Source organism: Micromonospora sp. NPDC050187 (assembly GCF_044459745.1).
Lineage (GTDB): Bacteria > Actinomycetota > Actinomycetes > Mycobacteriales > Micromonosporaceae > Micromonospora.
On sequence record NZ_JBITJH010000008.1, the window covers coordinates 73,831 to 95,830 of the forward strand.

The following is a 22,000-nucleotide window of genomic DNA, read 5'->3' on the forward strand; positions in this document are numbered from 1 at the left end:
CGTCCTCTCATAGGCCGTCGATCGCCTTCTCGATCAGGTCACGCGACTCCCGAGCGCTCTTCGCCGTGGCGACCAGGTGCTCGAAAACGCGGGTGTACTCCCTGACCTGTTGGCCTTCGAGATAGAGGCTACCGGCGCGGGTCTCGACGTAGACGACCCCGGGATCCGCCGGTTCCGGGAAGGTGAGCACGCTGAAGGCGCTGCCCATCGATCCGTACTCGCCGGCAGTGAAGGTGAGGATCTGAAGGGTCAGACCTGGTTGGTTGCTCGCGTCGACCAGGCGCTGCAACTGGATCTTGAAGGTTTCCGTCCCGCCGATCGGTCGGCGCAGAGCGGCCTCGTCCAGTACCACCCACAGCTTGGGTGGGCTTTCCCGCTGCTGTCGGCGCATGCGTAGCTCGATCCGGCGGTCGACCTCGTCGGTTGACGCGTCTGGATGCTCGGTCCGGATCACCGCCCTTGCGTAGTCGGCGGTCTGGAGCAGCCCTGGCACGAGCTGCGGCTCGAAGGAACGGATCTCGGACGCCTCGTCCTCCAGCCCAACGTAGACCTCGAACCAGTCGGGCAGGACATCGTCGTATGCCTGCCACCAGCCGCGTTTGCGGGCATCCCGAGCAACCTGGACAAGAGCGTCGACCTCTTCGCCCTCGACGCCGTACAGCTCCAGCAGACTCCGGGCGACCGGCGGCATCACGGATACCTGAGCGTTCTCGATCCGGCTGATCGCCGATTTCGAGATGCCGACCTCCTTCGCAGCCTGGTCAGCGGTCATTCCGGTCTGTTCGCGAAGGCGGCGGAGGGCAGTAGCGAGCCGTCGACGCCGCACGGTGGGGCTTCCAGCCATGCCGTTCAGTCTGACGAAATCGGATCGATCTCGCAACGACTCAGTCCCTAATCGGGAGTTGCGGAAAGGGACCGGATCGGCGCAAGATGAGCTGCGGGCCCTGTTGCCGTACCGCTGATGGGAGCTGCGGTGGCAGGTGCCGGGCGGTCCGCCCGCGCGCGGCGGGCGGGTGGGCCGCCCATCCAGGTCAGAGGGGATGCGTCGCGGCAGCGACAGAGAGGCGGAACGGTATGCGGACCTTCTTCCGGCTAGGCGGTCGACACCACCGATCCCGGGGTGCGACGGAACCGGGCCTCTACCGGTCGAGGGCGTACGCCCCGCTGCGGCCCTGGCAGGTGCGCGGGCGGCGTTTTCCGTCGACCGGGTTCCTCCGGCGTGGGCTCGACCCGGACGAGGTGCGGCGGTTCCTCGACCGGGTGGCTGACGACCTGGCCGCCGCCCACGACGAGCTGTACCAGAGTCGGGAGGAGGCCAGCCGCGTCAAGGACGCGCTGCGTCGCTGGCAGACCGAGTACGCGGCCGCGCGCAACGAGCGGGCGTACCACTGATGCCAGAACGGTTCGTGATCCACCTACCGGTGACCGCCACCGATCCGACCGCTGCGGCGCGGCTCGCCCGGGTGCTGGCCCGCTGGGCGAGCATCCTGCCGTCCACCGACCCCGGCGAGACCACCGTCTCGTACGAGGACGAGCAGGGCGTACGACGTCGGGTGTTCTGTGACGCCCGGATGCCCGGCGGTCGGCGCTGCCTGCTCCGGGTCGACCACGACGGCCCCTGCGCCCGCCGACTGACACTCCGATGACCGGCGCTCGGGTGGTAGCAGGGGTCCCCTGCTCCGCAAAAAGCGGTAACAGGGGACCCCTGCTACCAAGCGTCCGCGACCCCCGCCGGAACCGGCTGGTATGCCATGGGCACGAGGGTAGGGAGCAGACACCAGGCCCCCTACGGAGTGCTGGTCAGCGGGCGTCGTAGCGGGATCGGGCGGCCTCGATCTCGCCCAGATGGCCGGTCGCCCACGCCTCCAGTCCGGCGACCAGGTCGACCAGGCTGCGGCCGAGGTCGGTCAACTCGTAGTCGACCCGGGGTGGAACGGTGGCGTGCACCGTGCGGGTGACCAGCCCGTCGCGTTCCAGGCCGCGCAGCGTCTGGGTGAGCATCTTCTGGCTGACGCCGTCGATGCGCTGGGCCAGTTCGCCGTAGCGCTTCCCGCCGTGGGCGAGGGTGAGTACGACGAGCACGCTCCACCGGTCGCCGATCCGGTCGAGGACCTGTCGGCTGCCGCAGTTCCGCTGGTAGGGATCCGGTTCCACGCCTTTACTCTCCCTTAGAAAGTAAGTTACTTCAAGGTGCCTACTCTCCAACGGGAAGTAAGGCGGAGGTCTTCCCGTTGGGGGCAGATGACACAGGTCAGAGCCGGGATCCCAGAGGAGAGAGCACATGTCCATCGTCGTCACCGGTGCCACCGGTCACCTCGGTCGCCTCGCCGTCGAGTCGCTGCTGCGGCGCGGCGTCCCGGCGGACCGGATCGTCGCCCTCGGCCGGAACGCGTCCCGCCTCGCCGACCTCGAAGCGCGTGGCGTGGTGGTGCGGGCGGCCGACTACGGCGACCCCGCGTCGCTGCGGGCCGCGTTCGTCGGCGCGGAGAAGCTGCTGTTCGTCTCCGGCAGCGAGGCCGGGCGACGGGGGACCCAGCACCACAACGTGGTCGCCGCCGCGCGGGAGGCCGGCGTCGGGCTGGTCGCCTACACCAGCATCGTGAAGGCCGACACCTCCAGCCTCCTGCTCGCCGCCGAGCACCTGGCCACCGAGCGCGAACTGGCCGCGTCCGGCCTGCCGTACGTGCTGCTGCGCAACGGCTGGTACCTGGAGAACTACACCGGCCAACTCGCCACGTACCTCCAGCACGGGGTGCTCGGGTCGGCCAGCGACGGTCGGGTCAGTGCGGCGGCCCGCGCCGACTACGCCGAGGCCGCCGCCGCCGTGCTGACCACCGAGGGGCACGCCGGCCGGGTGTACGAGTTGGGCGGCGCGCCGTTCACCCTGACCGACCTGGCCGCCGAGGTGTCCCGGCAGAGCGGGCGGCACGTCGTCTACACCGACCTGCCGGTGGAGAAGTACACCGAGATGCTGGTCGGCGCGGGCGTGCCCGAGCCGTACGCGGCGGTTCTCGCCGACGCCGACCGGGGGCTGGCCGCCGGTGACCTGTACGTCGGGGACGACGATCTGCGGGCGCTGATCGGCCGGGAGCCGACCTCGCTCGCCGAGGCGGTCCGCGCCGCGTTGCCGTCGGCGCGGTAGTGCACTGTGGCCGCCCCGTCCTTCGCCGACGGGGTGGCGCACTGCCCACTGTGGCGGCGCCGGGACGGAGCGTGGCGCCGATGTGGAAGTTTGTCGGCGCGGTGGGCATTTGCCAGGGCAGTTCCCACTACCCCAATTCCCGTCGTTCGACACTCCTCTATTTTTGTCGGTCCTGCGGTCTAGGGTTGGAGGTGCATCCTGGCAGGTGGGGGCCGGTGTGCGAATGGAGGCGATCTTGGGGATTGATGACGAATCACGTACTGCGGCAACATGAGTGGGAAGGTGCACATGGTGAGATGAACGCCGAAACCAGGGGTAGCTATTCGGAGTCGGGGTAGGTACGAACGGTCCGAAACTGACCAATCCCCGGTGGGCCCGTTCCCACGCCTCTTTGCTCGATCGGACCTCTGTGGCACGATCGTGGAACCTCCTCCATCCATCTCCCCCCACACCCCTGTTGACAGGAGCGCACTGATGTCTGGTCGGAAGCCCTTCCGGTTCGCCGCAGTCATGGCGCTGATGGCCTTTGCCGTGGTCGCCGCCGGCTTCTCCGGCACTGAGTCCGCCGGCCCGCTGGCCGACTTCGAGTGGAGCGCCCCGGTGATCACCATCCTCACCCCCTGAGGTCGGTCCGACGTCGTCGGGAGATCGCTGGTTGGAGGCCCGTTCGAGGTACGAGTAACGAGGGAGCCGGATGACGAGCGCTCGCCCGTCGTCGCGCAGATCGACCGACCAGGCCTGGCTGATCACCGGCCCGCTGGCCCTCTTCGCGGTCGTCTGCTCCGTCGCCCTCGCCCTCGTGTCGGACCCGTCCCCGGGTAATCCGCTACTGACGCTCACCCTGCTGGTCGTGATGGTCGCGGCCGGTACCCAGGTGCTGCACTTCGTCATCCGCCGGCAGGGGCTCACCTTCACCATCAACGAGATCCCGCTGGTTCTCGCCTTCTTCTGGCTGCCGCCGCTGACGGTCGTCGCGTTGAGTGTGGCGGCGGTGCTCATCGTGCAGTTCCGCCGCCGGATCTCGCCCACCAAGCTCTGGTTCAACGTCTCCAAGGCGGGTGCCTCGGTGTCGCTGGCCGGTCTGGTGCTGGTCGCGCTGCCGCCGCTGGAGGGCGTGGGCCCACACACCTGGCTGTCCCTGTTCGGCGCGGTCAGCGTGCACACCCTGGCCTCCCTGGCGGCGGTCGGCGGGGTGATCTCCCTGATGCACGGCTGGCAGGCCGGGCGGGAGGTGGTCCGCACGGCCGGTCCGCCGCTGCTGACGTCGGGGATAAACGTGGTCATGGGCCTGGTGGTCCTGATCGCGATCGAGACCACCTGGTGGGCGCTGGTGCTCATCGTGGTGCTGGCCTTCGCGGTGGTGCTGGTCTACCGCTCCTACGCGCAGTTCTTCCGCCAGCACCGGACGCTCGGCGACATGTACGAGCTGACCCGGGCGATGACCGCCAGCGGCCAGGACGGCACCCTGATCGACGTCCTGCTCGCCCGGATCCGCAAGCTCATGCAGGCCGAGTACGCCACGCTCTGGCTGCCCGCCCAGGGCCGGCACTCCGAGGTCATGCTCACCGCCCGGGTGGACACCCCGGGCCTGCTCGACGTCGCCCCCACCCCGGTGGTGGTGCGGGAGGAGGCCCGCCGGGAGCGGCGGACCCTGGTCTGGGGCGCCCGGCTCGACGGGGACGACCGCCTGGGGGCCGCCCTGCGCGGCAGCGGTGTGAAGGACGTCATCGCCGTGCCGCTGCGCTCCGGCCAGGCGGTGATCGGCACGCTCGAGGTGGTCAACCGGCTCAGCGACGCCGGCCACTTCACCCCGGACGACATCCCCGTCTTCGAGACGGTGGCCGCGCACGCGGCGGTCGCCCTGGAGAACTCCCGGCTGGTCGACCGGCTCCGGCACGACGCGTACCACGACGGGCTGACCAAGCTGCCGAACCGGCGGCGGATCGCCGACGCGCTCGGCGAGGCGGTCCGGATCCGGGCCCCGGGCGAGGTGGTCGCCGTGCTCCTCTTCGACGTCGACGGGCTGCGCCAGGTCAACGAGTCGCTCGGCCACGCCGCCGGGGACAAGGTCCTCGCCGAGGTCGCCGAGCGGCTGCGCGCGTCCGCCCCGTCGTCCGCCCTGGTCGGCCGGCTCGGCGGGGACGAGTTCCTGCTCACCCTCCGGGTGGAGAGCGCCGACGCGGCCCTGGAACTGGCTGCCCGGCTGCGCGAGCAGATCCGCGACGAGATGGTCTTCGAGCCGCTCACCCTGGACGTGGACACCGCGGTCGGGGTCGCCGTCCACCCGGACCACGGCACCGACGCGGCCACCCTGCTGCAACGGGTGGAGCTGGCGGCGACCGCGGCGAAGTCCATGCCGGGCAGCATCCAGCTGTTCAACCCGGCGCTGGAATCCCGGTCGTTGCGCCGCCTCGGCATCGCCGGCGACCTGCGACAGGCCCTCAACGAGGGCGGGGTCGAGGTCTACTACCAACCCAAGGTGACCCTGCGCGACCGGCGACTGGTCGGGGTGGAGTGCCTGGCCCGCTGGGAGCATCCGGCGCACGGCTCGGTCACGCCGGAGGACTTCGTCGCGGTGGCCGAGCACACCGGCCAGCTCGGCCGGCTCACCGAACTGGTCCTCCGGGAAGGGCTGCGGCGCAGCCGGGACTGGGCGCACGCCGAGCAGCCGCTCTCCGTCGCGGTCAACCTCTCCGCGCGTACGCTCACCGACCGGTACTTCCCCGACCAGGTACGTGAGCTGCTGGACGAGTACGGTGTGCCGCCGCAGCGTCTCACCTTCGAGATCAGGGAGACCGGGGTCCTGGACGGCACCGACCGCCCGATCCCGACTCTGCGCCGCCTGCGTGACCTCGGCGTCCGCCTGTCGGTGGACGACTTCGGCACCGGCTCCTTCTCTCTGGCCTACCTGCGCCGGCTGCCGGTGCACGAGGTGAAGGTGGACCGCTCCTTCGTGCAGGGCATGGCGACCGATCCGGGCGACCTGGCGATCGTCAACGCCGTGGTGACCCTCTCCCAGCAGTTCGGCCTGGCGGTGGTGGCCGAGGGGGTGGAGAGTGAGCTGACCCTGGAACTGCTCCAGGACATCGGCTGCGACATCGGCCAGGGCTTCCTGTTCAGCCGTCCCCTGCCGTACGAGCGGCTGGAGGCGTGGTTCGGCGCCCAGGCAGAGGTCGAGTCGCTGCCCGGCGCGGACGTACGCCGTCTCCGTGTAGTGCCCTGACCTGCGCCGATGCCCGTCGCGGCGGGGGAGGGGGGATCCGATTTCACCTCCCGGGCTCCGCCGTGTACTGTTACCCCTGCGCGACGCCCTCCGGGGTGATCGGGTAGGCCCCCTTAGCTCAGTCGGCAGAGCGTCTCCATGGTAAGGAGAAGGTCTACGGTTCGATTCCGTAAGGGGGCTCAGAGGGTCCGGCTGGACCCGCCTGCGGCGGTGTAGCTCAGATGGCAGAGCAAGCGGCTCATAATCGCTGTGTCGCCGGTTCAAGTCCGGCCACCGCTACTCTCGTCCTCCGGGCCGATGTCCGGTGGGCGGTGAACGGGCGCCAATGGCGCCCACTTTGCGTGTCCGCGTAGTCAGTGCCTAAGCTGCTACGCCGTAGTTGATCCTTAGCGAGGAAGGCACTCCGCCGTGGCGAAGGCTACCGATGTCCGGCCGAAGATCACTTTGGCGTGTGTGGAGTGCAAGGAGCGCAACTACATCACGCGCAAGAACCGCCGTAACGACCCGGACCGCATCGAGCTGAAGAAGTTCTGCCCCCGGGACGGCAAGCACACCGTTCACCGCGAGACCCGCTGATCCGGCGGCCGGTTTCCGCCGGCCGGTTCACTCAGCTTCCGACGCCGATCCGGCGCGCAGGGCGTGGCATCCATCGCCCGTGCGCGCCGGACCGGCGTTTTTCGTCCGTGTAGGTTCTCCGCATGTCACTGGACCCGTCCTTCGTCGGCCGGAGCTACCCGCCGACCGCCCCCTACCAGGTGGGCCGAGAGAAGATCCGTGAGTTCGCCACGGCGATCGGCGCCGCCGACGCGGCCTACCACGACCCGGAGGCCGCCCGAGCCCTCGGCCACCGCGACGTGGTCGCCCCGCCGACCTTCCCGGTGACGATCACCATGGCGGCGAGCCGCCAGATCGTCGACGACCCGGACCTGGGGGTCGACTACAGCCGGGTGGTCCACGGCGACCAGCGGTTCGCCTACACCCGTCCGGTGGCCGCCGGGGACGAGCTGGTCTGCGTCAACCACGTCGAGGCGATCGACAACCGGGGCGGGCACGGCTTCCTGACCATCCGGACCGAGGTTTCCACGGTGGCCGACGAGCCCGTGGTCACCGTCTGGTCGAAGCTCGTCGTGCGCGGGGAGGACTGAGATGGACACGGCGACCACGGCGGCCGAGGCGGGGAAGGGCCGAATCGAGCTGCCCACCCGGACGTACCGGATCACCCGGGCGGACCTGGTCCGCTACGCGGGTGCCTCCGGCGACTTCAACCCCATCCACTGGAGCGACCGTTTCGCCACCGGCGTGGGGCTGCCCGGGGTGATCGCGCACGGGATGTTCACCATGGCGCTGGTCGGGCGGGCGGTCACCGAGTGGGCCGGCGCGGCGGACGCGGTGGTCGACTACAACGTCCGCTTCACCCGTCCGGTGGTCGTGCCGGACGACGACGAGGGGGCCGAGATCGAGGTCTCCGCGAAGGTGCGGGAGATCACCGAGGACGGGCTCACCCGCCTCGACCTGACCGCCACCTGCAACGGCGAGAAGGTCCTCGCCCAGGCCCGGGCGACCATCCGCGCACCCCGCTGACCTGCGTTTCGACCCGCGAGAGGTGGACCGGTTGGGAAAGTGGACCCACTACCCGTACACTGGTCCGCCGTGGGGCAAGTGACCCCTGCACCGTCCTGCGTGTCGGTGTGGGGCGAGCAATTGCCGCACAGGGGTGTAGCTCAATTGGCAGAGCAGCGGTCTCCAAAACCGCAGGCTGCAGGTTCAAGTCCTGTCACCCCTGCGCCTCAGGCCTGACCGTTCCGTGGGTCGCGCCGCCTGCCGGCGGCGCTCGGCCCGTGGTGGTGGCATCGGCAGGATGGCTCCGAGGCATCGGGCCCTTCGGCTGATCCGCCGGCCGCGGCCCGTCGCGGGACGGCTGGTCCGGCCGGCGTGACCAGCGCCGCGCACGTTCAACGACGTGCGACCCGACATCCGCGACGGAGGGCGAAGTGGCCGACAAGAAGCGGCGCGGCGAGGACGCCGGCGACGACCGTCTCGACGACGAGACCGTCGAGAGCGTCGCCGCCGACGACGACGACGCCACCGACGCGGAGGAGCCGGTCTCCCGGGGCGGCACCGCGACCCGGTCGCGGACCAAGGCCGACTCGGCCGACAGCAAGCCGAAGACCAAGTCGGACGACAAGGTCGGATTGTTCGGGCGCTTCGCGCGGTTCATCCGCGAGGTCGTGGCCGAACTGCGTAAGGTCATCTGGCCGACCCGCAAGGAGCTGCTGACCTACACCGCGGTGGTGGTCGCGTTCGTGACGGTGGTCACCGCGCTCGTCGTCGGACTCGACTTCGTGTTCGCCAAGGGTGCGCTGCTGGTCTTCGGCGGATCCAGCTGACCAAGCGATAGTGACGGAAGTGAGCGAGCGTGCCTGAGTACGACGAGACCGCCGGACCCGCGGACGAGCAGTCCTCGGTGGTGACGGCGGCGGGTGACGAGTCGGTCGAGGCCGCCAGCGAGCCGGAGTTCGCACTGACCGAGCCGGCGCCGGAGGAGGACTTCGACCCGGTCGCCGAGCTGCGCCAGAAGCTGCGCTACGCACCGGGCGACTGGTACGTGGTGCACTCCTACGCGGGCTACGAGAACAAGGTCAAGACCAACCTCGAGACCCGGATCACGTCCCTCGACATGGAGGACTACATCTACCAGGTCGAGGTGCCGACCCGGGAAGAGGTCGAGGTCAAGAACGGCAAGCGCCTCCAGGTCCAGAACAAGGTCTTCCCGGGCTACATCCTGGTCCGGATGGAGCTCACCCCGGAGTCGTACTCCTGCGTCCGCAACACCCCGGGCGTCACCGGTTTCGTGGGGGCCACCGACCGGGCCGACCGCCCGGCCCCGCTCTCCCTCGACGAGGTGCTGAAGTGGCTGGCACCGGCGGTGGAGACCGAGCAGAAGAAGGCGAAGCCCGAGGTCAAGGTCCTCGACTTCGAGGTCGGCGACTCGGTCACCGTCACCGACGGTGCGTTCGCCTCGCTGCCGGCCACGATCAGTGAGATCAACGCCGACCAGCAGAAGCTCAAGGTGCTGGTGTCGATCTTCGGCCGGGAGACCCCGGTGGAGCTGAACTTCAACCAGGTCACCAAGATCTGACGTAGTGTCCGGGGCGGTGGGCGTGGCCCGCCGCCCCGACCCGTACGCCGGCCCGTCGGCCCTCACCGCAAGCGGTGGCAGCGGGCTGCGCTACCCTAGAACGTCGCCCCCGTTCTGTCGTGCTGACCGTGCGCGCATCGAGCGGGGACGCGCCAGCATCACTTTTCCCGTTCCAAGCCCCAGGAAGAGACATGCCTCCGAAGAAGAAGCTCGTCAAGACGTTCACGCTTCAGCTGCCGGCGGGCCAGGCCACTCCGGCGCCGCCGGTCGGCCCCGCGCTCGGCCAGCACGGCGTGAACATCATGGAGTTCTGCAAGACCTACAACGCGCAGACCGAGTCGCAGCGGGGCGACATCGTCCCCGCCCAGATCAGCGTGTACGAGGACCGGACCTTCACCTTCGTGCTGAAGACCCCGCCCGCCGCCCGGCTGCTGATCAAGGCCGCCGGTGTGCAGAAGGGCTCCGGGGTGCCGCAGAAGGACAAGGTCGGCTCGGTCACCCGCGCCCAGCTGCGTGAGATCGCCGAGAAGAAGATGGCCGACCTCAACGCCAACGACCTCGACCAGGCTGAGAAGATCATCGCCGGCACCGCCCGGTCGATGGGCATCGTCGTCAACGACTGACCTCGGCGACCCGACACCTGACCCGTTCGTGGGAGGGCGCGTGATGCACGGCGCCCGACAGAGACCACAGGAGTAGTAGAAACATGCAGCGCAGCAAGAGCTACCGCAAGGCCGCCGAGGTCATCGACCGGTCGAAGCTGTACAGCCCGTCCGAGGCGGTCAAGCTCGCCAAGGAGACCACCGCCGTCAAGTTCGACGCCACGGTCGAGGTCGCCATGCGCCTCGGCGTCGACCCCCGCAAGGCGGACCAGATGGTCCGGGGCACGGTCAACCTGCCGCACGGCACCGGTAAGACCGCCCGCGTGATCGTCTTCGCCGCCGGTGCGAAGGCCGAGGAGGCCGCCGGTGCCGGTGCCGACGAGGTGGGCACCGACGAGCTGGTCGCCCGGATCCAGGAGGGCTGGCTGGACTTCGACGCGGCGATCGCCACCCCGGACCAGATGGCCAAGATCGGCCGGATCGCGCGGATCCTGGGCCCGCGCGGTCTCATGCCGAACCCGAAGACGGGCACGGTGACCATGGACGTCGCCAAGGCCGTCGCGGACATCAAGGGCGGTAAGATCGCCTTCCGGGTGGACAAGCACTCGAACCTGCACCTGATCATCGGCAAGGCGTCCTTCTCCGAGACGCAGCTGATCGACAACTACGCGGCCGTCCTCGACGAGGTGCTGCGGGTCAAGCCGTCGGCCGCCAAGGGCAAGTACCTGAAGAAGGTCACCCTCACCACCACGATGGGCCCGGGCGTGCCGGTCGACCCGAACGTGGTGAAGAACCTGCACGAGGACTCGTCCGAAGGCTGACGTACGCCCGATCGGGGCGTCGCCACCGTTGGTGGCGGCGCCCCGATTCGTCTTTCCTGTGGCAAGCTCGTCGGCATGCGGCTGGAGAACGTCTCGGTGCGCTACCACCGGCGGGGGCCGTGGGTGCTGCGACAGGCGAACGCGGAGGTCGGGCCGGGCGAGCTGGCCGTCGTCCTCGGCCGCAACGGGGCCGGCAAGTCCACTCTGCTCCAGGCGGCTGCGGGGGTGCTCCGCCCCACCCGTGGCCGGGTCGTCGACCGCCCTCGCCACGTCGGCTGGGTGCCGGAGCGGTTCCCCGCCGACCAGCCCTTCACGGTGGCGTACTACCTCACCGCGATGGCCCGGGTGGCCGGGCTGTCCGCCGCCGAGGCGGACCGGGCGGTCGACGAGTGGACGGCCCGGCTCGGTGTCGCCGGCTTTCGGCGGGTCCGCCTGCCGGACCTGTCGAAGGGGACGGCGCAGAAGGTCGGCCTGGCACAGGCGATGCTCCGGCTGCCCGGCCTGCTGGTGCTGGACGAGCCCTGGGAGGGGCTGGACGCCGCCGCCCGTGACCTGGTGCCGCTGGTGGTCGACGAGGTGCTCGCCGCCGGCGGACGGGTCCTGGTCAGCGACCACCGCAACGAGACGGTCCGGCTGCCCGGAGCGCGGCTCTGGACGGTCGCCGACGGCACGGTGACCGAGAGCGCCGACGAGTCGGAGGGCCTGGCGGTGGTCGAGGTGGCGGTCCCCGCCGCGCGGGTCGCCGGCACCGTCGCCCGGTTGCGCGCAGCCGGCCACCAGGTCCTGCGGGTACGCACCGCCGAGCCGGCCGACGAAGGCCCGCAACCCGCCGCCGGGCCGACGGACGACGCCGTCGAGCCGGGTGACGGCAGCGCGGCGGCGGTCGGCAACGGGGCGGGTGACGGCAGCGGGGCGGCGGTCGACGACCCCGGGCCGGGTGTGGGGGTGGAGCCGCGACGACCGCCGGCCGACGACACCGTCATCCCGGACGGGGTGGTCCGGTGACCGCGCTGGTCCGGCTCCGGCTGGCGGGTTTCCTGCGTACCGGCCGGGTCCTCGCGCCCCTGCTCGCCGGTCTGGTCGTGCTCGGGGTCCTCTACGGCGGCGGTCGCGCCCAGCCGGCGGAGGCGTACGGCGTCTCGGCGGTGGTCCTCTTCCCGGTGCTGGCCTGGCAGGCCAAGCTGCTGCTGGACGTGGAGCCGGACGTGCAGCGCCGGATGGCGCTGGTGGCGGTCGGCAGCCGCCGCCGGGAGCAGGTGGCCGGCCTGGTCGCCGCCACGGTGGTGGCGCTCGGCACGGTGGCGCTGGCGCTGCTGCTGCCGTGGCCCCTGGGCGGGCTGGCCGGCCCGGTGGCCGCCGACGACCGGTCGCTGCCGATGGGGATCGCCTTGGGGCTCTGGGCCCACCTGCTCGCCGTGCCGGCCGCCGTGGCGCTCGGCGCACTGGCCAGCCGCGCCTGCGTCGGCAGCACCGGGTACGGCGTGGCGGTGCTCGCCGTCGGTTCGGTCGTCGCGCTGGTGTTCGGCCGTGCCGGCTCGGTGCTGCCGTGGCTCGCGCCGCCGGTCATGCCGACCGCGCGGGCCACCGCGGCCGGGGTGGCCGTACCGGCGGCGCTCCTGCTCACGGGTTGGGCGGTGTTGTGGAGCGGTGTGGTGCTGGCCGGCTACGCCTGGCGTCGCCGGTTGCGGGGCTGAGGCCGCCCGCTCACCCGGGGTGACCGAGCCCACGCCGGGGTCGATTTGGTGGCTGGGCAGGGGTCGCGTAGTCTTCTGACGTTATCCAAAGTAATTTGGATGAAGTACCACCCAGAGACCGCTGGTCACCGTGCCCAGGCACGGTCGAAGGTCCCGCGAATGACGGGCGACCCGCGTAGGGCGGCAAGCGAAAACCGGTTCGTTGGCACGTGGTCCGCCGACTGCGTCCCGATCCGCCGGCCCTCGCCCCGTGCGCCCTGCGCCGGGGCTTTTCTCGTTACCCGCGATTCCTCCGCCACCACCGACGCCTCCCGGCTTCGTTGGTGACCAGCCTGGCGTAACGAGAGAGGAGGGACATGGCGGACAAGCCGATCCGGGCCGACAAGGCCACGGCCGTCGCCGAGCTGACCGAGCAGTTCCGGGGCGCCGGCGCCACCGTGCTGACCGAGTACCGCGGCCTGACGGTCGCCCAGCTGACCCAGCTGCGGCGTTCGCTGGGCCAGGAGACCACCTACACGGTCGCCAAGAACACGCTGGCCAAGCGCGCCGCGACGGACGCTGGCATCAGCGGCCTCGACGAGCTGTTCTCCGGTCCTACCGCGCTGACTTTCGTTTCGGGCGACGTCGTCGAGGCGGCGAAGGGGCTTCGCGACTTCGCGAAGACCAACCCGAAGCTCGTCATCAAGGGCGGTGTCTTCGAGGGCAGGGCCATCTCCGCGGCCGAGGTCACGAAGCTTGCCGACCTGGAGTCCCGTGAGGTGCTGCTGGCCAAGCTGGCCGGCGCGATGAAGGGCAACCTGAGCAAGGCCGCGGCCCTGTTCCAGGCCCCGCTGTCGAAGACCGCCCGTCTGGCGGCCGCTCTGCAGGACAAGCGCGAGAAGGAGGGCGCCGAGCAGGCCTGACGGCCTTCCGGCACCCCGGTTCGATCTTCCGTAGAATTAGGAAAGGACGCCAGCCATGGCGAAGCTCAGCACCGACGAGCTGCTCGACGCGTTCAAGGAGATGACGCTGATCGAGCTCTCCGAGTTCGTGAAGCAGTTCGAGGAGACCTTCGAGGTCACCGCCGCGGCCCCGGCCGCGATGATGGTCGCCGGCCCGGGCGGCGGCGGCGCGGCCGCCGAGGCCGAGCCGGAGAAGGACGAGTTCGACGTCGTCCTCGAGGCCGACGGTGGCAAGAAGATCCAGGTCATCAAGGTCGTGCGTGAGCTGACCGGCCTGGGCCTCAAGGAGGCCAAGGACGCCGTCGAGAGCGCCCCGAAGGCCATCCTGGAGAAGGTCAACAAGGAGACCGCCGAGAAGGCCAAGGCCAAGCTCGAGGGCGAGGGTGCCAAGGTCACCCTCAAGTGACCTGAGCGTGCCTCGACGGTGTCCCGGCTCACGTGAGCTGAGGCACACGACAGCACACGGCGGGCGGTGATCCCATCACGGGATCACCGCCCGTTGTCGTTCGGTCACCTGGGGGCAAGGTGTGTGAGCTGGGAATTGCCTTCGGGTGGCCGTGACGCAGCGGTGTCGGACGGTCGCACGGCGGTGGGAAAGAGGGCTCCGGAAGGTGATCAGCCCTTGACGCGACCCCGCCCGGGCAGGCACGCTGACACCTGCAAGACCTTCCACGCTTGCGACGGCCACGCCCGGGGTAAGGGCTGCGGCGGCACCATGCCGCAGTAGAACCGGGTGGTCCAGCGGGAGCGCCGCGTTCCGAGCGGCCCGGTAGACCCCGTTTCGGGGGTCCCGAGGCACGTTCCGCGGCGACCTGCGGGGTGGGCTGGACAGCGGTTAGCCTTTCGGCTACACTGCTAGTTTGCGCTGCCTTCCGATCTCGACCCCTGCTCGGAATGTCCAATTATGGGTGTTTCTGGTGGGGTCATTGGAGTGCACGCGTACCAGCCGTTCTGCAGCACCGGTCCTCGGAAGGACGCATCTTGGCAGCTTCCCGCCCTGCGAAGACCAGTCGTACGTCGAGCGCTTTCGCTCCCCGCCGTGTCTCATTCGGCAGGATCACCGAACATCTCGAGGTCCCCAACCTCCTCGCCATCCAGAACGAGTCCTTCGACTGGCTCGTCGGCAACGAGGCCTGGCAGGGCCGGTCGGCTGACGACCCGCACGCACGCTCGGGTCTCGCGGAGATCCTCGACGAGATCAGTCCCATCGAGGACTTCTCCGGCACCATGTCGCTCTCCTTCTCGGCACCGCGCTTCGACGAGGTCAAGGCCTCGATCGAGGAGTGCAAGGAGAAGGATCTGACCTACTGCGCGCCGCTCTTCGTGACCGCGGAGTTCACCAACAACACCACCGGCGAGATCAAGAGCCAGACGGTGTTCATGGGTGACTTCCCGATGATGACGCCGAAGGGCACCTTCATCATCAACGGCACCGAGCGCGTCGTGGTCAGCCAGCTCGTCCGGTCACCGGGCGTGTACTTCTCCAAGGAGCCGGACAAGACCTCCGACCGCGACCTCTCCAGCGTCAAGGTCATCCCCAGCCGGGGTGCCTGGCTGGAGTTCGACATCGACAAGCGCGACACCGTCGGTGTCCGGATCGACCGCAAGCGCCGGCAGGCGGTCACCGTCCTGCTCAAGGCGGTCGGCTGGTCGGCCGAGCAGATCCGCGAGCGGTTCGGCTGGTCCGAGCTGATGATGACCACCCTGGAGAAGGACCACATCGCCGGCCAGGACGAGGCGCTACTCGACATCTACCGGAAGCTGCGCCCTGGCGAGCCGCCGACCCGGGAGAACGCCCAGACCCTGCTCGACAACCTCTTCTTCAACCCGAAGCGGTACGACGTCGCCAAGGTCGGTCGGTACAAGTTCAACAAGAAGCTCGAAGTCCAGGTGCCGATCACCACCGGCACGCTGACCGAGGACGACATCGTCGCCACCGTGGAGTACCTCTGCCGGCTGCACGCCGGTGAGGACGGCTACGAGGCCGACGACATCGACCACTTCGGCAACCGTCGCCTGCGTACCGTCGGCGAGCTGATCCAGAACCAGGTCCGGGTCGGCCTCTCCCGGATGGAGCGGGTCGTCCGCGAGCGGATGACCACCCAGGATGTCGAGGCGATCACGCCGCAGACCCTGATCAACATCCGCCCGGTGGTGGCGGCGATCAAGGAGTTCTTCGGTACGTCGCAGCTGTCCCAGTTCATGGACCAGACCAACCCGCTGGCGGGCCTGACCCACCGGCGCCGGCTGAGCGCGCTCGGCCCGGGTGGTCTGTCCCGGGAGCGGGCCGGCTTCGAGGTCCGGGACGTGCACCCGTCGCACTACGGCCGGATGTGCCCGATCGAGACGCCGGAAGGCCCGAACATCGGCCTGATCGGCGCGCTCTCCACGTTCGCCCGGGTCAACCCGTTCGGCTTCATCGAGACGCCGTACCGGAAGGTCGTCGACGGTCGGGTCACCGACCAGATCGACTACCTGACTGCGGACGAGGAGGACCGGTTCGTCAAGGCCCAGGCGAACGCGCCGTTGCTGGCCGACGGCACCTTCGCCGAGGACCGCGTCCTGGTCCGTCGTAAGGGCGGCGAGACCGAGGACGTGGCGCCGTCGGCCGTGGACTACATGGACGTCTCGCCGCGGCAGATGACCTCGGTCGCGACCGCGATGATCCCGTTCCTCGAGCACGACGACGCCAACCGGGCCCTGATGGGCGCGAACATGCAGCGGCAGGCCGTGCCGCTGGTCAAGGCGGAGTCTCCGCTGGTCGGCACCGGCATGGAGTACCGTGCCGCGGTCGACGCCGGTGACGTCGTGGTGGCCGAGGTCGGCGGTGTGATCGAGGACCTCTGCGCCGACTACATCACCATCCACCAGGACGACGGCCACCGCCGGACGTACCTGCTGCACAAGTTCCGCCGCTCCAACGCCGGCTCCTGCGTCAACCAGAAGCCGGTGGTCTTCGAGGGCGACCGCGTCGAGGCCGGCCAGGTCATCGCCGACGGTCCGTGCACCGACGAGGGCGAGATGGCGCTCGGGCGCAACCTGCTCGTGGCGTTCATGACCTGGGAGGGCCACAACTACGAGGACGCGATCATCCTGTCGCAGCGCCTCGTGCAGCAGGACGTGCTCACCTCGATCCACATCGAGGAGCACGAGGTCGACGCCCGGGACACCAAGCTCGGCCCGGAGGAGATCACCCGCGACATCCCGAACGTCAGCGAGGAGATGCTCGCCGACCTCGACGAGCGCGGCATCATCCGGATCGGCGCCGAGGTCGTCCCCGGCGACATCCTGGTCGGCAAGGTCACGCCGAAGGGCGAGACCGAGCTGACCCCGGAGGAGCGGCTGCTCCGCGCGATCTTCGGTGAGAAGGCGCGCGAGGTCCGGGACACCTCGCTGAAGGTGCCGCACGGCGAGACCGGCACGGTCATCGGCGTCCGGACCTTCTCCCGCGAGGACGGCGACGAGCTGCCGCCGGGTGTCAACGAGCTGGTCCGGGTCTACGTCGCCCAGAAGCGGAAGATCCAGGACGGCGACAAGCTCGCCGGCCGGCACGGCAACAAGGGCGTCATCTCCAAGATCCTGCCGGTCGAGGACATGCCCTTCCTGGAGGACGGCACCCCGGTCGACATCGTGCTCAACCCGCTCGGTGTGCCGGGCCGGATGAACATCGGCCAGGTCCTGGAGACCCACCTCGGCTGGGTCGCCAAGACCGGCTGGAACGTCGAGGGCGACGACGACGAGTGGAAGCGTGCGCTGCGCTCGATCGACGCCGCCGAGGCCGAGCCGGACACCAACGTGGCCACCCCGGTCTTCGACGGTGCCCGCGAGGAGGAGATTTCCGGTCTGCTCGCGTCGACCCTGCCCAACCGGGACGGCAAGCAGCTGATCGGGTCCTCCGGCAAGGCGCAGCTGTTCGACGGTCGCTCCGGCGAGCCGCTGCCGGACCCGATCGCGGTCGGCTACATCTACATCCTCAAGCTGAACCACCTGGTCGACGACAAGATCCACGCTCGGTCGACCGGCCCGTACTCGATGATCACGCAGCAGCCGCTGGGTGGTAAGGCGCAGTTCGGTGGCCAGCGGTTCGGCGAGATGGAGTGCTGGGCCATGCAGGCCTACGGCGCGGCGTACGCGCTCCAGGAGCTGCTGACCATCAAGTCCGACGACGTCCTGGGCCGGGTCAAGGTCTACGAGGCGATCGTCAAGGGCGAGAACATCCCCGAACCGGGCATCCCGGAGTCGTTCAAGGTCCTGCTCAAGGAGCTCCAGTCGCTCTGCCTCAACGTCGAGGTGCTCTCCTCCGACGGTGTGGCCCTGGAGATGCGTGAGACCGACGACGAGGTGTTCCGGGCGGCGGAGGAACTCGGCATCGACCTGTCCCGCCGTCCCAACGAGGGTGTGAGCAGCGTCGACGAAGTCTGATCGGGCCGGGTGCGGCGGCGCGAGCCCGCCGCCGCACCCGATCCGCCGAACCATCAACCGAGCTGACTTGATGTGAGGGATAACCAAGTGCTCGACGTCAACTTCTTCGACGAGCTGCGCATCGGTCTCGCCACCGCCGACGACATCCGTCAGTGGTCCCACGGCGAGGTCAAGAAGCCTGAGACGATCAACTACCGCACCCTGAAGCCGGAGAAGGACGGGCTCTTCTGCGAGAAGATCTTCGGTCCGCAGCGGGACTGGGAGTGCTACTGCGGCAAGTACAAGCGGGTCCGGTTCAAGGGCATCATCTGTGAGCGCTGCGGCGTCGAGGTGACCCGCTCCAAGGTGCGTCGTGAGCGCATGGGGCACATCGAGCTGGCCGCCCCGGTGACCCACATCTGGTACTTCAAGGGCGTGCCGAGCCGGCTGGGCTACCTGCTGGACCTCGCCCCCAAGGACCTCGAGAAGATCATCTACTTCGCCTCGTACGTGGTGACGAGCGTGGACGCCGAGTCGCGTCACCGTGACCTCTCCACGATCGAGAACGAGATCCTGGCCGAGAAGCGGCAGGCCGAGAACAGCCGCGACTCGGAGATCGAGAAGCGGGCCGCCAAGCTCGAGGCCGACCTGGCGGAGCTGGAGGCCGAGGGTGCCAAGGCGGACGTCCGGCGCAAGGTCAAGGAGGGCGGAGAGCGCGAGATGCGCCAGATCCGCGACCGGGCCCAGCGCGAGATCGACCGTCTGGACGAGGTGCTCGACACCTTCCGCAAGCTGGACTCGAAGCAGCTGGTCACCGACGAGCTGCTCTACCGTGAGCTGCGCGACCGGTTCGGCGAGTACTTCACCGGTGGCATGGGCGCCGAGGCGATCAAGGCGCTGGTCCAGAACATGGACCTCGACGCCGAGGCCGAGAACCTCCGCGAGATCATCCGTTCCGGCAAGGGGCAGCGGAAGATCCGGGCGCTCAAGCGGCTCAAGGTGGTCGCCGCGTTCCTGAACACCCGCAACTCGCCGCTCGGCATGGTGCTCGACTGCGTCCCGGTGATCCCGCCGGACCTGCGGCCGATGGTGCAGCTCGACGGTGGCCGCTTCGCGACCTCCGACCTGAACGACCTGTACCGCCGGGTGATCAACCGGAACAACCGTCTCAAGCGACTGATCGACCTCGGCGCGCCCGAGATCATCGTCAACAACGAGAAGCGGATGCTCCAGGAGGCCGTCGACGCGCTGTTCGACAACGGCCGTCGCGGTCGTCCGGTCACCGGTCCGGGTAACCGGCCGCTGAAGTCGCTCTCCGACATGCTCAAGGGCAAGCAGGGCCGGTTCCGGCAGAACCTGCTCGGCAAGCGGGTCGACTACTCCGGCCGTTCCGTCATCGTCGTCGGCCCGAAGCTGAAGCTGCACCAGTGCGGCCTGCCCAAGCAGATGGCGCTGGAGCTGTTCAAGCCGTTCGTGATGAAGCGGCTGGTCGACCTCAACCACGCGCAGAACATCAAGTCCGCCAAGCGGATGGTCGAGCGGCAGCGGCCGGTCGTGTGGGACGTGCTGGAAGAGGTCATCGGCGAGCACCCGGTGCTGCTCAACCGGGCGCCCACCCTGCACCGGCTGGGCATCCAGGCGTTCGAGCCACAGCTGGTCGAGGGCAAGGCCATCCAGATCCACCCGCTGGTCTGCACCGCGTTCAACGCCGACTTCGACGGTGACCAGATGGCGGTGCACGTGCCGCTCTCCGCCGAGGCGCAGGCCGAGGCGCGGATCCTGATGCTGTCGTCGAACAACATCCTCAAGCCGGCCGACGGCAAGCCGGTGACCATGCCCACCCAGGACATGATCATCGGTCTGTACCACCTCACCCACTACACCCCGGGTGGCAAGGGCGAGGGCCGGGCGTTCAGCTCGGACGCCGAGGCGCGGATGGCCTTCGACAACGGCGAGTTGCACCTCCAGTCGCCGGTGCGGATCCGGCTGCACGGCGTCACCGGTGTCGACAACGGCGCCGGGGCCGAGCCGTGGGTCGCGCCGGAGGGCTGGGTCGAGGGCGAGCCGCTCATCGTCGACACCACCCTCGGTCGGGTGCTGTTCAACGAGACCATGCCGGTCGGCTACCGCTTCGTGAACTACGAGGTGCGCAAGGGGCAGCTCTCCGCGATCGTCAACGACCTCGCCGAGCGGTTCCCGAAGGTGGCCCTCGCGGCCACCCTCGACGGGCTCAAGGAGGCCGGTTTCCACTGGGCCACCTGGTCCGGCGTGACCATCGGCATGGAGGACGTCGTCACCCCGCCGAGCAAGCGGGAGATCCTGGCCCGGTACGAGAAGGAAGCCGACCGGATCGACAAGCAGTACCAGCGTGGACTCATGACCGGTGAGGAGCGCCGCGGCGAGCTCATCGAGATCTGGACCAAGGCCACCAACGAGGTCGCCAAGAACCTGGAGACCTCGCTGCCCCGGGAGAACCCGCTGTGGAAGATGATCCACTCGGGCGCCCGCGGTAACCTGCTCCAGCTTCGGCAGATCGCCGCGATCCGTGGCCTGGTGGCCAACCCGAAGGGCGAGATCATCCCCCGGCCGATCAAGTCGAGCTACCGGGAGGGTCTGTCCGTACTGGAGTACTTCATCTCCACGCACGGCGCCCGGAAGGGTCTGGCGGACACCGCGCTGCGGACCGCCGACTCGGGTTACCTGACCCGTCGTCTGGTGGACGTCTCGCAGGACGTCATCATCCGCGAGGAGGACTGCGGCACCGACCGGGCGATCCCGATGCAGGTCGGCGAGCGGATCGACGGCACGCTGGTGGTGCACGAGCACGCCGAGACCGGGGTGCACGCCCGGACCCTGGCCGACGACATCAAGGGGCCGGACGGCACCGTCGTCGTCGAGCGGGGCTCGGACCTGAACTCGATCCTGGTCGACAAGATCGTTGCCGCCGGGGTGGAGAACGTCCGGGTGCGCAGCGTGCTCACCTGCGAGTCGAAGCTGGGTGTCTGCGGCGCCTGCTACGGACGTTCGCTGCCCACCGGCAAGACGGTGGACATCGGCGAGGCGGTCGGCATCATCGCCGCCCAGTCGATCGGTGAGCCGGGTACGCAGCTGACCATGCGTACCTTCCACACCGGTGGTGTCGCGGGTGAGGACATCACCCAGGGTCTGCCGCGTGTCACGGAGATCTTCGAGGCCCGGGTCCCGAAGGGCAAGGCGCCGATCGCCGACACCCCCGGCCGGATCCGGATCGAGGACGGCGAGCGTTCGCGGAAGATCATCGTGATCCCGGACGACGGCAGCGACGAGATCGTCTACGACAAGATCTCGAAGCGGGTCCGGCTGCGGCCGGGCGTGCACGACGGGGGCCACGTCGAGGTCGGCGAGAAGCTCACCGAGGGCACCATCGACCCGCACGAGCTGCTGCGCATCCTCGGTCCGCGCGCGGTCCAGGTCCACCTGACCCAGGAGGTCCAGGAGGTCTACCGCTCGCAGGGTGTGCTCATCCACGACAAGCACATCGAGATCATCATCCGCCAGATGCTCAAGCGGGTGACGGTCATCGACTCCGGCTCGACCGAGTTCCTGCCGGGCGTGCTGGTCGACCGGGCACTGTTCGAGTCGGAGAACCGCCGACTCGTCTCCGAGGGCGGCGAGCCCGCCGCCGGACGTCCGGTGCTGATGGGTATCACCAAGGCGTCGCTGGCCACCGACTCGTGGCTGTCGGCGGCCTCCTTCCAGGAGACCACCCGGGTGCTGACGGACGCGGCGATCCACGCCCGCAGCGACTCGCTGATCGGCCTGAAGGAGAACGTGATCATCGGTAAGCTCATCCCGGCCGGTACGGGCATCAGCAAGTACCGCAACGTCCGGGTCGAGCCGACCGAGGAGGCGAAGGCCAAGGTCTACTCGATGACCGGCTACCCGGAGACCGACTACGGCTTCGGGCCGGCCAGCGGCCAGGCGGTTCCGCTGGACGACTTCGACTTCGGGTCGTACCGCTAGTAGTGCCACGACGAGGCCCCCGGTGACCGCCGGGG

20 protein-coding genes and 3 tRNA genes are annotated in these 22,000 nt (G+C 69.4%); 21 read left to right on the forward strand and 2 right to left on the reverse strand.

The window, feature by feature from the left end; translation table 11 throughout:
• Positions 1 to 7: 7 nt before the first annotated feature.
• Entirely contained in the window at positions 8 to 844 is an 837-nt protein-coding gene (locus ACIBJE_RS14845; protein WP_396748316.1) for a helix-turn-helix domain-containing protein, read from the reverse strand.
• A 230-nt stretch (positions 845 to 1,074) separates the two neighbouring features.
• On the opposite strand from ACIBJE_RS14845, the gene ACIBJE_RS14850 reads away from it, so the two are divergent.
• Together ACIBJE_RS14850 and ACIBJE_RS14855 are read left to right on the forward strand one after the other, a co-directional pair.
• Positions 1,075 to 1,392: a DivIVA domain-containing protein gene (locus tag ACIBJE_RS14850; protein ID WP_396748318.1), complete on the forward strand. Its 318-nt coding sequence runs from the start codon at positions 1,075 to 1,077 to the stop codon at positions 1,390 to 1,392.
• Entirely contained in the window at positions 1,392 to 1,646 is a 255-nt protein-coding gene (locus ACIBJE_RS14855; RefSeq protein WP_396748320.1) for a hypothetical protein, read from the forward strand. Before ACIBJE_RS14850 ends, ACIBJE_RS14855 begins: the two co-directional genes overlap by 1 nt.
• 154 nt (positions 1,647 to 1,800) lie before the next feature.
• On the opposite strand, the gene ACIBJE_RS14860 is transcribed toward ACIBJE_RS14855, so the two are convergent.
• Positions 1,801 to 2,154 carry a winged helix-turn-helix transcriptional regulator gene (locus tag ACIBJE_RS14860; RefSeq protein ID WP_396748322.1) on the reverse strand — a complete coding sequence of 118 codons (354 nt, stop codon included), beginning with the start codon at positions 2,152 to 2,154 and terminating at the stop codon, positions 1,801 to 1,803.
• A 127-nt stretch (positions 2,155 to 2,281) separates the two neighbouring features.
• Between ACIBJE_RS14860 and ACIBJE_RS14865 the strand changes: the two genes are divergently transcribed.
• The 19 genes from ACIBJE_RS14865 (at position 2,282) to ACIBJE_RS14955 (ending at position 21,965) form a co-directional block, all read left to right on the forward strand.
• A complete protein-coding gene (locus ACIBJE_RS14865) occupies positions 2,282 to 3,142 on the forward strand; it encodes an SDR family oxidoreductase (RefSeq protein WP_396748324.1) in 861 nt (286 codons plus the stop codon).
• Positions 3,143 to 3,616: 474 nt separating this feature from the next.
• A complete protein-coding gene (locus ACIBJE_RS14870; RefSeq protein ID WP_396748326.1) occupies positions 3,617 to 3,766 on the forward strand; it encodes a hypothetical protein in 150 nt (49 codons plus the stop codon).
• A gap of 70 nt (positions 3,767 to 3,836) precedes the next feature.
• Positions 3,837 to 6,365 carry a putative bifunctional diguanylate cyclase/phosphodiesterase gene (locus ACIBJE_RS14875; protein WP_396748328.1) on the forward strand — a complete coding sequence of 843 codons (2,529 nt, stop codon included), beginning with the start codon at positions 3,837 to 3,839 and terminating at the stop codon, positions 6,363 to 6,365.
• 107 nt (positions 6,366 to 6,472) lie between these two features.
• A tRNA-Thr gene (locus ACIBJE_RS14880) sits at positions 6,473 to 6,545 on the forward strand.
• 26 nt (positions 6,546 to 6,571) lie between these two features.
• Positions 6,572 to 6,644: transfer RNA gene (locus ACIBJE_RS14885), tRNA-Met, on the forward strand.
• Positions 6,645 to 6,773: 129 nt separating this feature from the next.
• Complete coding sequence (gene rpmG / locus ACIBJE_RS14890; protein WP_013288652.1) at positions 6,774 to 6,941, forward strand: 50S ribosomal protein L33; 168 nt, start codon at positions 6,774 to 6,776, stop codon at positions 6,939 to 6,941.
• 122 nt (positions 6,942 to 7,063) lie between these two features.
• Positions 7,064 to 7,510 carry a MaoC family dehydratase N-terminal domain-containing protein gene (locus ACIBJE_RS14895; protein ID WP_396748330.1) on the forward strand — a complete coding sequence of 149 codons (447 nt, stop codon included), beginning with the start codon at positions 7,064 to 7,066 and terminating at the stop codon, positions 7,508 to 7,510.
• Between the two features lie 43 nt (positions 7,511 to 7,553).
• The gene (locus tag ACIBJE_RS14900) at positions 7,554 to 7,946 is read left to right on the forward strand and encodes a MaoC family dehydratase (protein ID WP_396748678.1); all 393 of its coding nucleotides are present in this window, start codon (positions 7,554 to 7,556) and stop codon (positions 7,944 to 7,946) included.
• A gap of 129 nt (positions 7,947 to 8,075) precedes the next feature.
• Positions 8,076 to 8,148 (forward strand) — tRNA-Trp (locus tag ACIBJE_RS14905).
• Between the two features lie 208 nt (positions 8,149 to 8,356).
• Positions 8,357 to 8,752 carry a preprotein translocase subunit SecE gene (gene secE / locus ACIBJE_RS14910; protein ID WP_396748332.1) on the forward strand — a complete coding sequence of 132 codons (396 nt, stop codon included), beginning with the start codon at positions 8,357 to 8,359 and terminating at the stop codon, positions 8,750 to 8,752.
• A 29-nt stretch (positions 8,753 to 8,781) separates the two neighbouring features.
• Positions 8,782 to 9,504 (forward strand): transcription termination/antitermination protein NusG, encoded by a 723-nt coding sequence (nusG, locus tag ACIBJE_RS14915; protein ID WP_088982039.1) that lies wholly within the window; start codon positions 8,782 to 8,784, stop codon positions 9,502 to 9,504.
• A gap of 191 nt (positions 9,505 to 9,695) precedes the next feature.
• Positions 9,696 to 10,127, forward strand: coding sequence for a 50S ribosomal protein L11 (gene rplK / locus ACIBJE_RS14920; protein ID WP_396748334.1), 432 nt, complete (start codon positions 9,696 to 9,698; stop codon positions 10,125 to 10,127).
• Positions 10,128 to 10,210: 83 nt separating this feature from the next.
• Entirely contained in the window at positions 10,211 to 10,927 is a 717-nt protein-coding gene (gene rplA / locus ACIBJE_RS14925) for a 50S ribosomal protein L1 (RefSeq protein WP_396748336.1), read from the forward strand.
• Positions 10,928 to 11,002: 75 nt separating this feature from the next.
• Positions 11,003 to 11,932 (forward strand): ATP-binding cassette domain-containing protein, encoded by a 930-nt coding sequence (locus tag ACIBJE_RS14930; protein ID WP_396748338.1) that lies wholly within the window; start codon positions 11,003 to 11,005, stop codon positions 11,930 to 11,932.
• Positions 11,929 to 12,621: a hypothetical protein gene (locus ACIBJE_RS14935; RefSeq protein WP_396748340.1), complete on the forward strand. Its 693-nt coding sequence runs from the start codon at positions 11,929 to 11,931 to the stop codon at positions 12,619 to 12,621. The genes ACIBJE_RS14930 and ACIBJE_RS14935 overlap by 4 nt, the downstream gene beginning before the upstream one ends.
• 356 nt (positions 12,622 to 12,977) lie before the next feature.
• A complete protein-coding gene (rplJ, locus tag ACIBJE_RS14940; RefSeq protein ID WP_396748342.1) occupies positions 12,978 to 13,523 on the forward strand; it encodes a 50S ribosomal protein L10 in 546 nt (181 codons plus the stop codon).
• 55 nt (positions 13,524 to 13,578) lie between these two features.
• Positions 13,579 to 13,968 (forward strand): 50S ribosomal protein L7/L12, encoded by a 390-nt coding sequence (gene rplL, locus ACIBJE_RS14945; protein ID WP_396748344.1) that lies wholly within the window; start codon positions 13,579 to 13,581, stop codon positions 13,966 to 13,968.
• Between the two features lie 575 nt (positions 13,969 to 14,543).
• A complete protein-coding gene (locus ACIBJE_RS14950; RefSeq protein ID WP_396748346.1) occupies positions 14,544 to 17,984 on the forward strand; it encodes a DNA-directed RNA polymerase subunit beta in 3,441 nt (1,146 codons plus the stop codon).
• A gap of 87 nt (positions 17,985 to 18,071) precedes the next feature.
• A complete protein-coding gene (locus tag ACIBJE_RS14955; RefSeq protein ID WP_396748348.1) occupies positions 18,072 to 21,965 on the forward strand; it encodes a DNA-directed RNA polymerase subunit beta' in 3,894 nt (1,297 codons plus the stop codon).
• Positions 21,966 to 22,000 lie beyond the last annotated feature (35 nt).

What these genes read in the sequence shown, in the direction of transcription:
- rplK (WP_396748334.1), top strand. Translation starts at nt 9,696, where the DNA reads ATGCCTCCGAAGAAGAAGCTCGTCAAGACGTTCACGCTTCAGCTGCCG.
- ACIBJE_RS14855 (WP_396748320.1), top strand. Translation starts at nt 1,392, where the DNA reads ATGCCAGAACGGTTCGTGATCCACCTACCGGTGACCGCCACCGATCCG.
- rplL (WP_396748344.1), top strand. Translation starts at nt 13,579, where the DNA reads ATGGCGAAGCTCAGCACCGACGAGCTGCTCGACGCGTTCAAGGAGATG.
- rplA (WP_396748336.1), top strand. Translation starts at nt 10,211, where the DNA reads ATGCAGCGCAGCAAGAGCTACCGCAAGGCCGCCGAGGTCATCGACCGG.
- rplJ (WP_396748342.1), top strand. Translation starts at nt 12,978, where the DNA reads ATGGCGGACAAGCCGATCCGGGCCGACAAGGCCACGGCCGTCGCCGAG.
- ACIBJE_RS14865 (WP_396748324.1), top strand. Translation starts at nt 2,282, where the DNA reads ATGTCCATCGTCGTCACCGGTGCCACCGGTCACCTCGGTCGCCTCGCC.
- ACIBJE_RS14850 (WP_396748318.1), top strand. Translation starts at nt 1,075, where the DNA reads ATGCGGACCTTCTTCCGGCTAGGCGGTCGACACCACCGATCCCGGGGT.
- ACIBJE_RS14845 (WP_396748316.1), bottom strand. Translation starts at nt 844, where the DNA reads ATGGCTGGAAGCCCCACCGTGCGGCGTCGACGGCTCGCTACTGCCCTC.
- ACIBJE_RS14875 (WP_396748328.1), top strand. Translation starts at nt 3,837, where the DNA reads ATGACGAGCGCTCGCCCGTCGTCGCGCAGATCGACCGACCAGGCCTGG.
- ACIBJE_RS14895 (WP_396748330.1), top strand. Translation starts at nt 7,064, where the DNA reads ATGTCACTGGACCCGTCCTTCGTCGGCCGGAGCTACCCGCCGACCGCC.
- ACIBJE_RS14870 (WP_396748326.1), top strand. Translation starts at nt 3,617, where the DNA reads ATGTCTGGTCGGAAGCCCTTCCGGTTCGCCGCAGTCATGGCGCTGATG.
- ACIBJE_RS14930 (WP_396748338.1), top strand. Translation starts at nt 11,003, where the DNA reads ATGCGGCTGGAGAACGTCTCGGTGCGCTACCACCGGCGGGGGCCGTGG.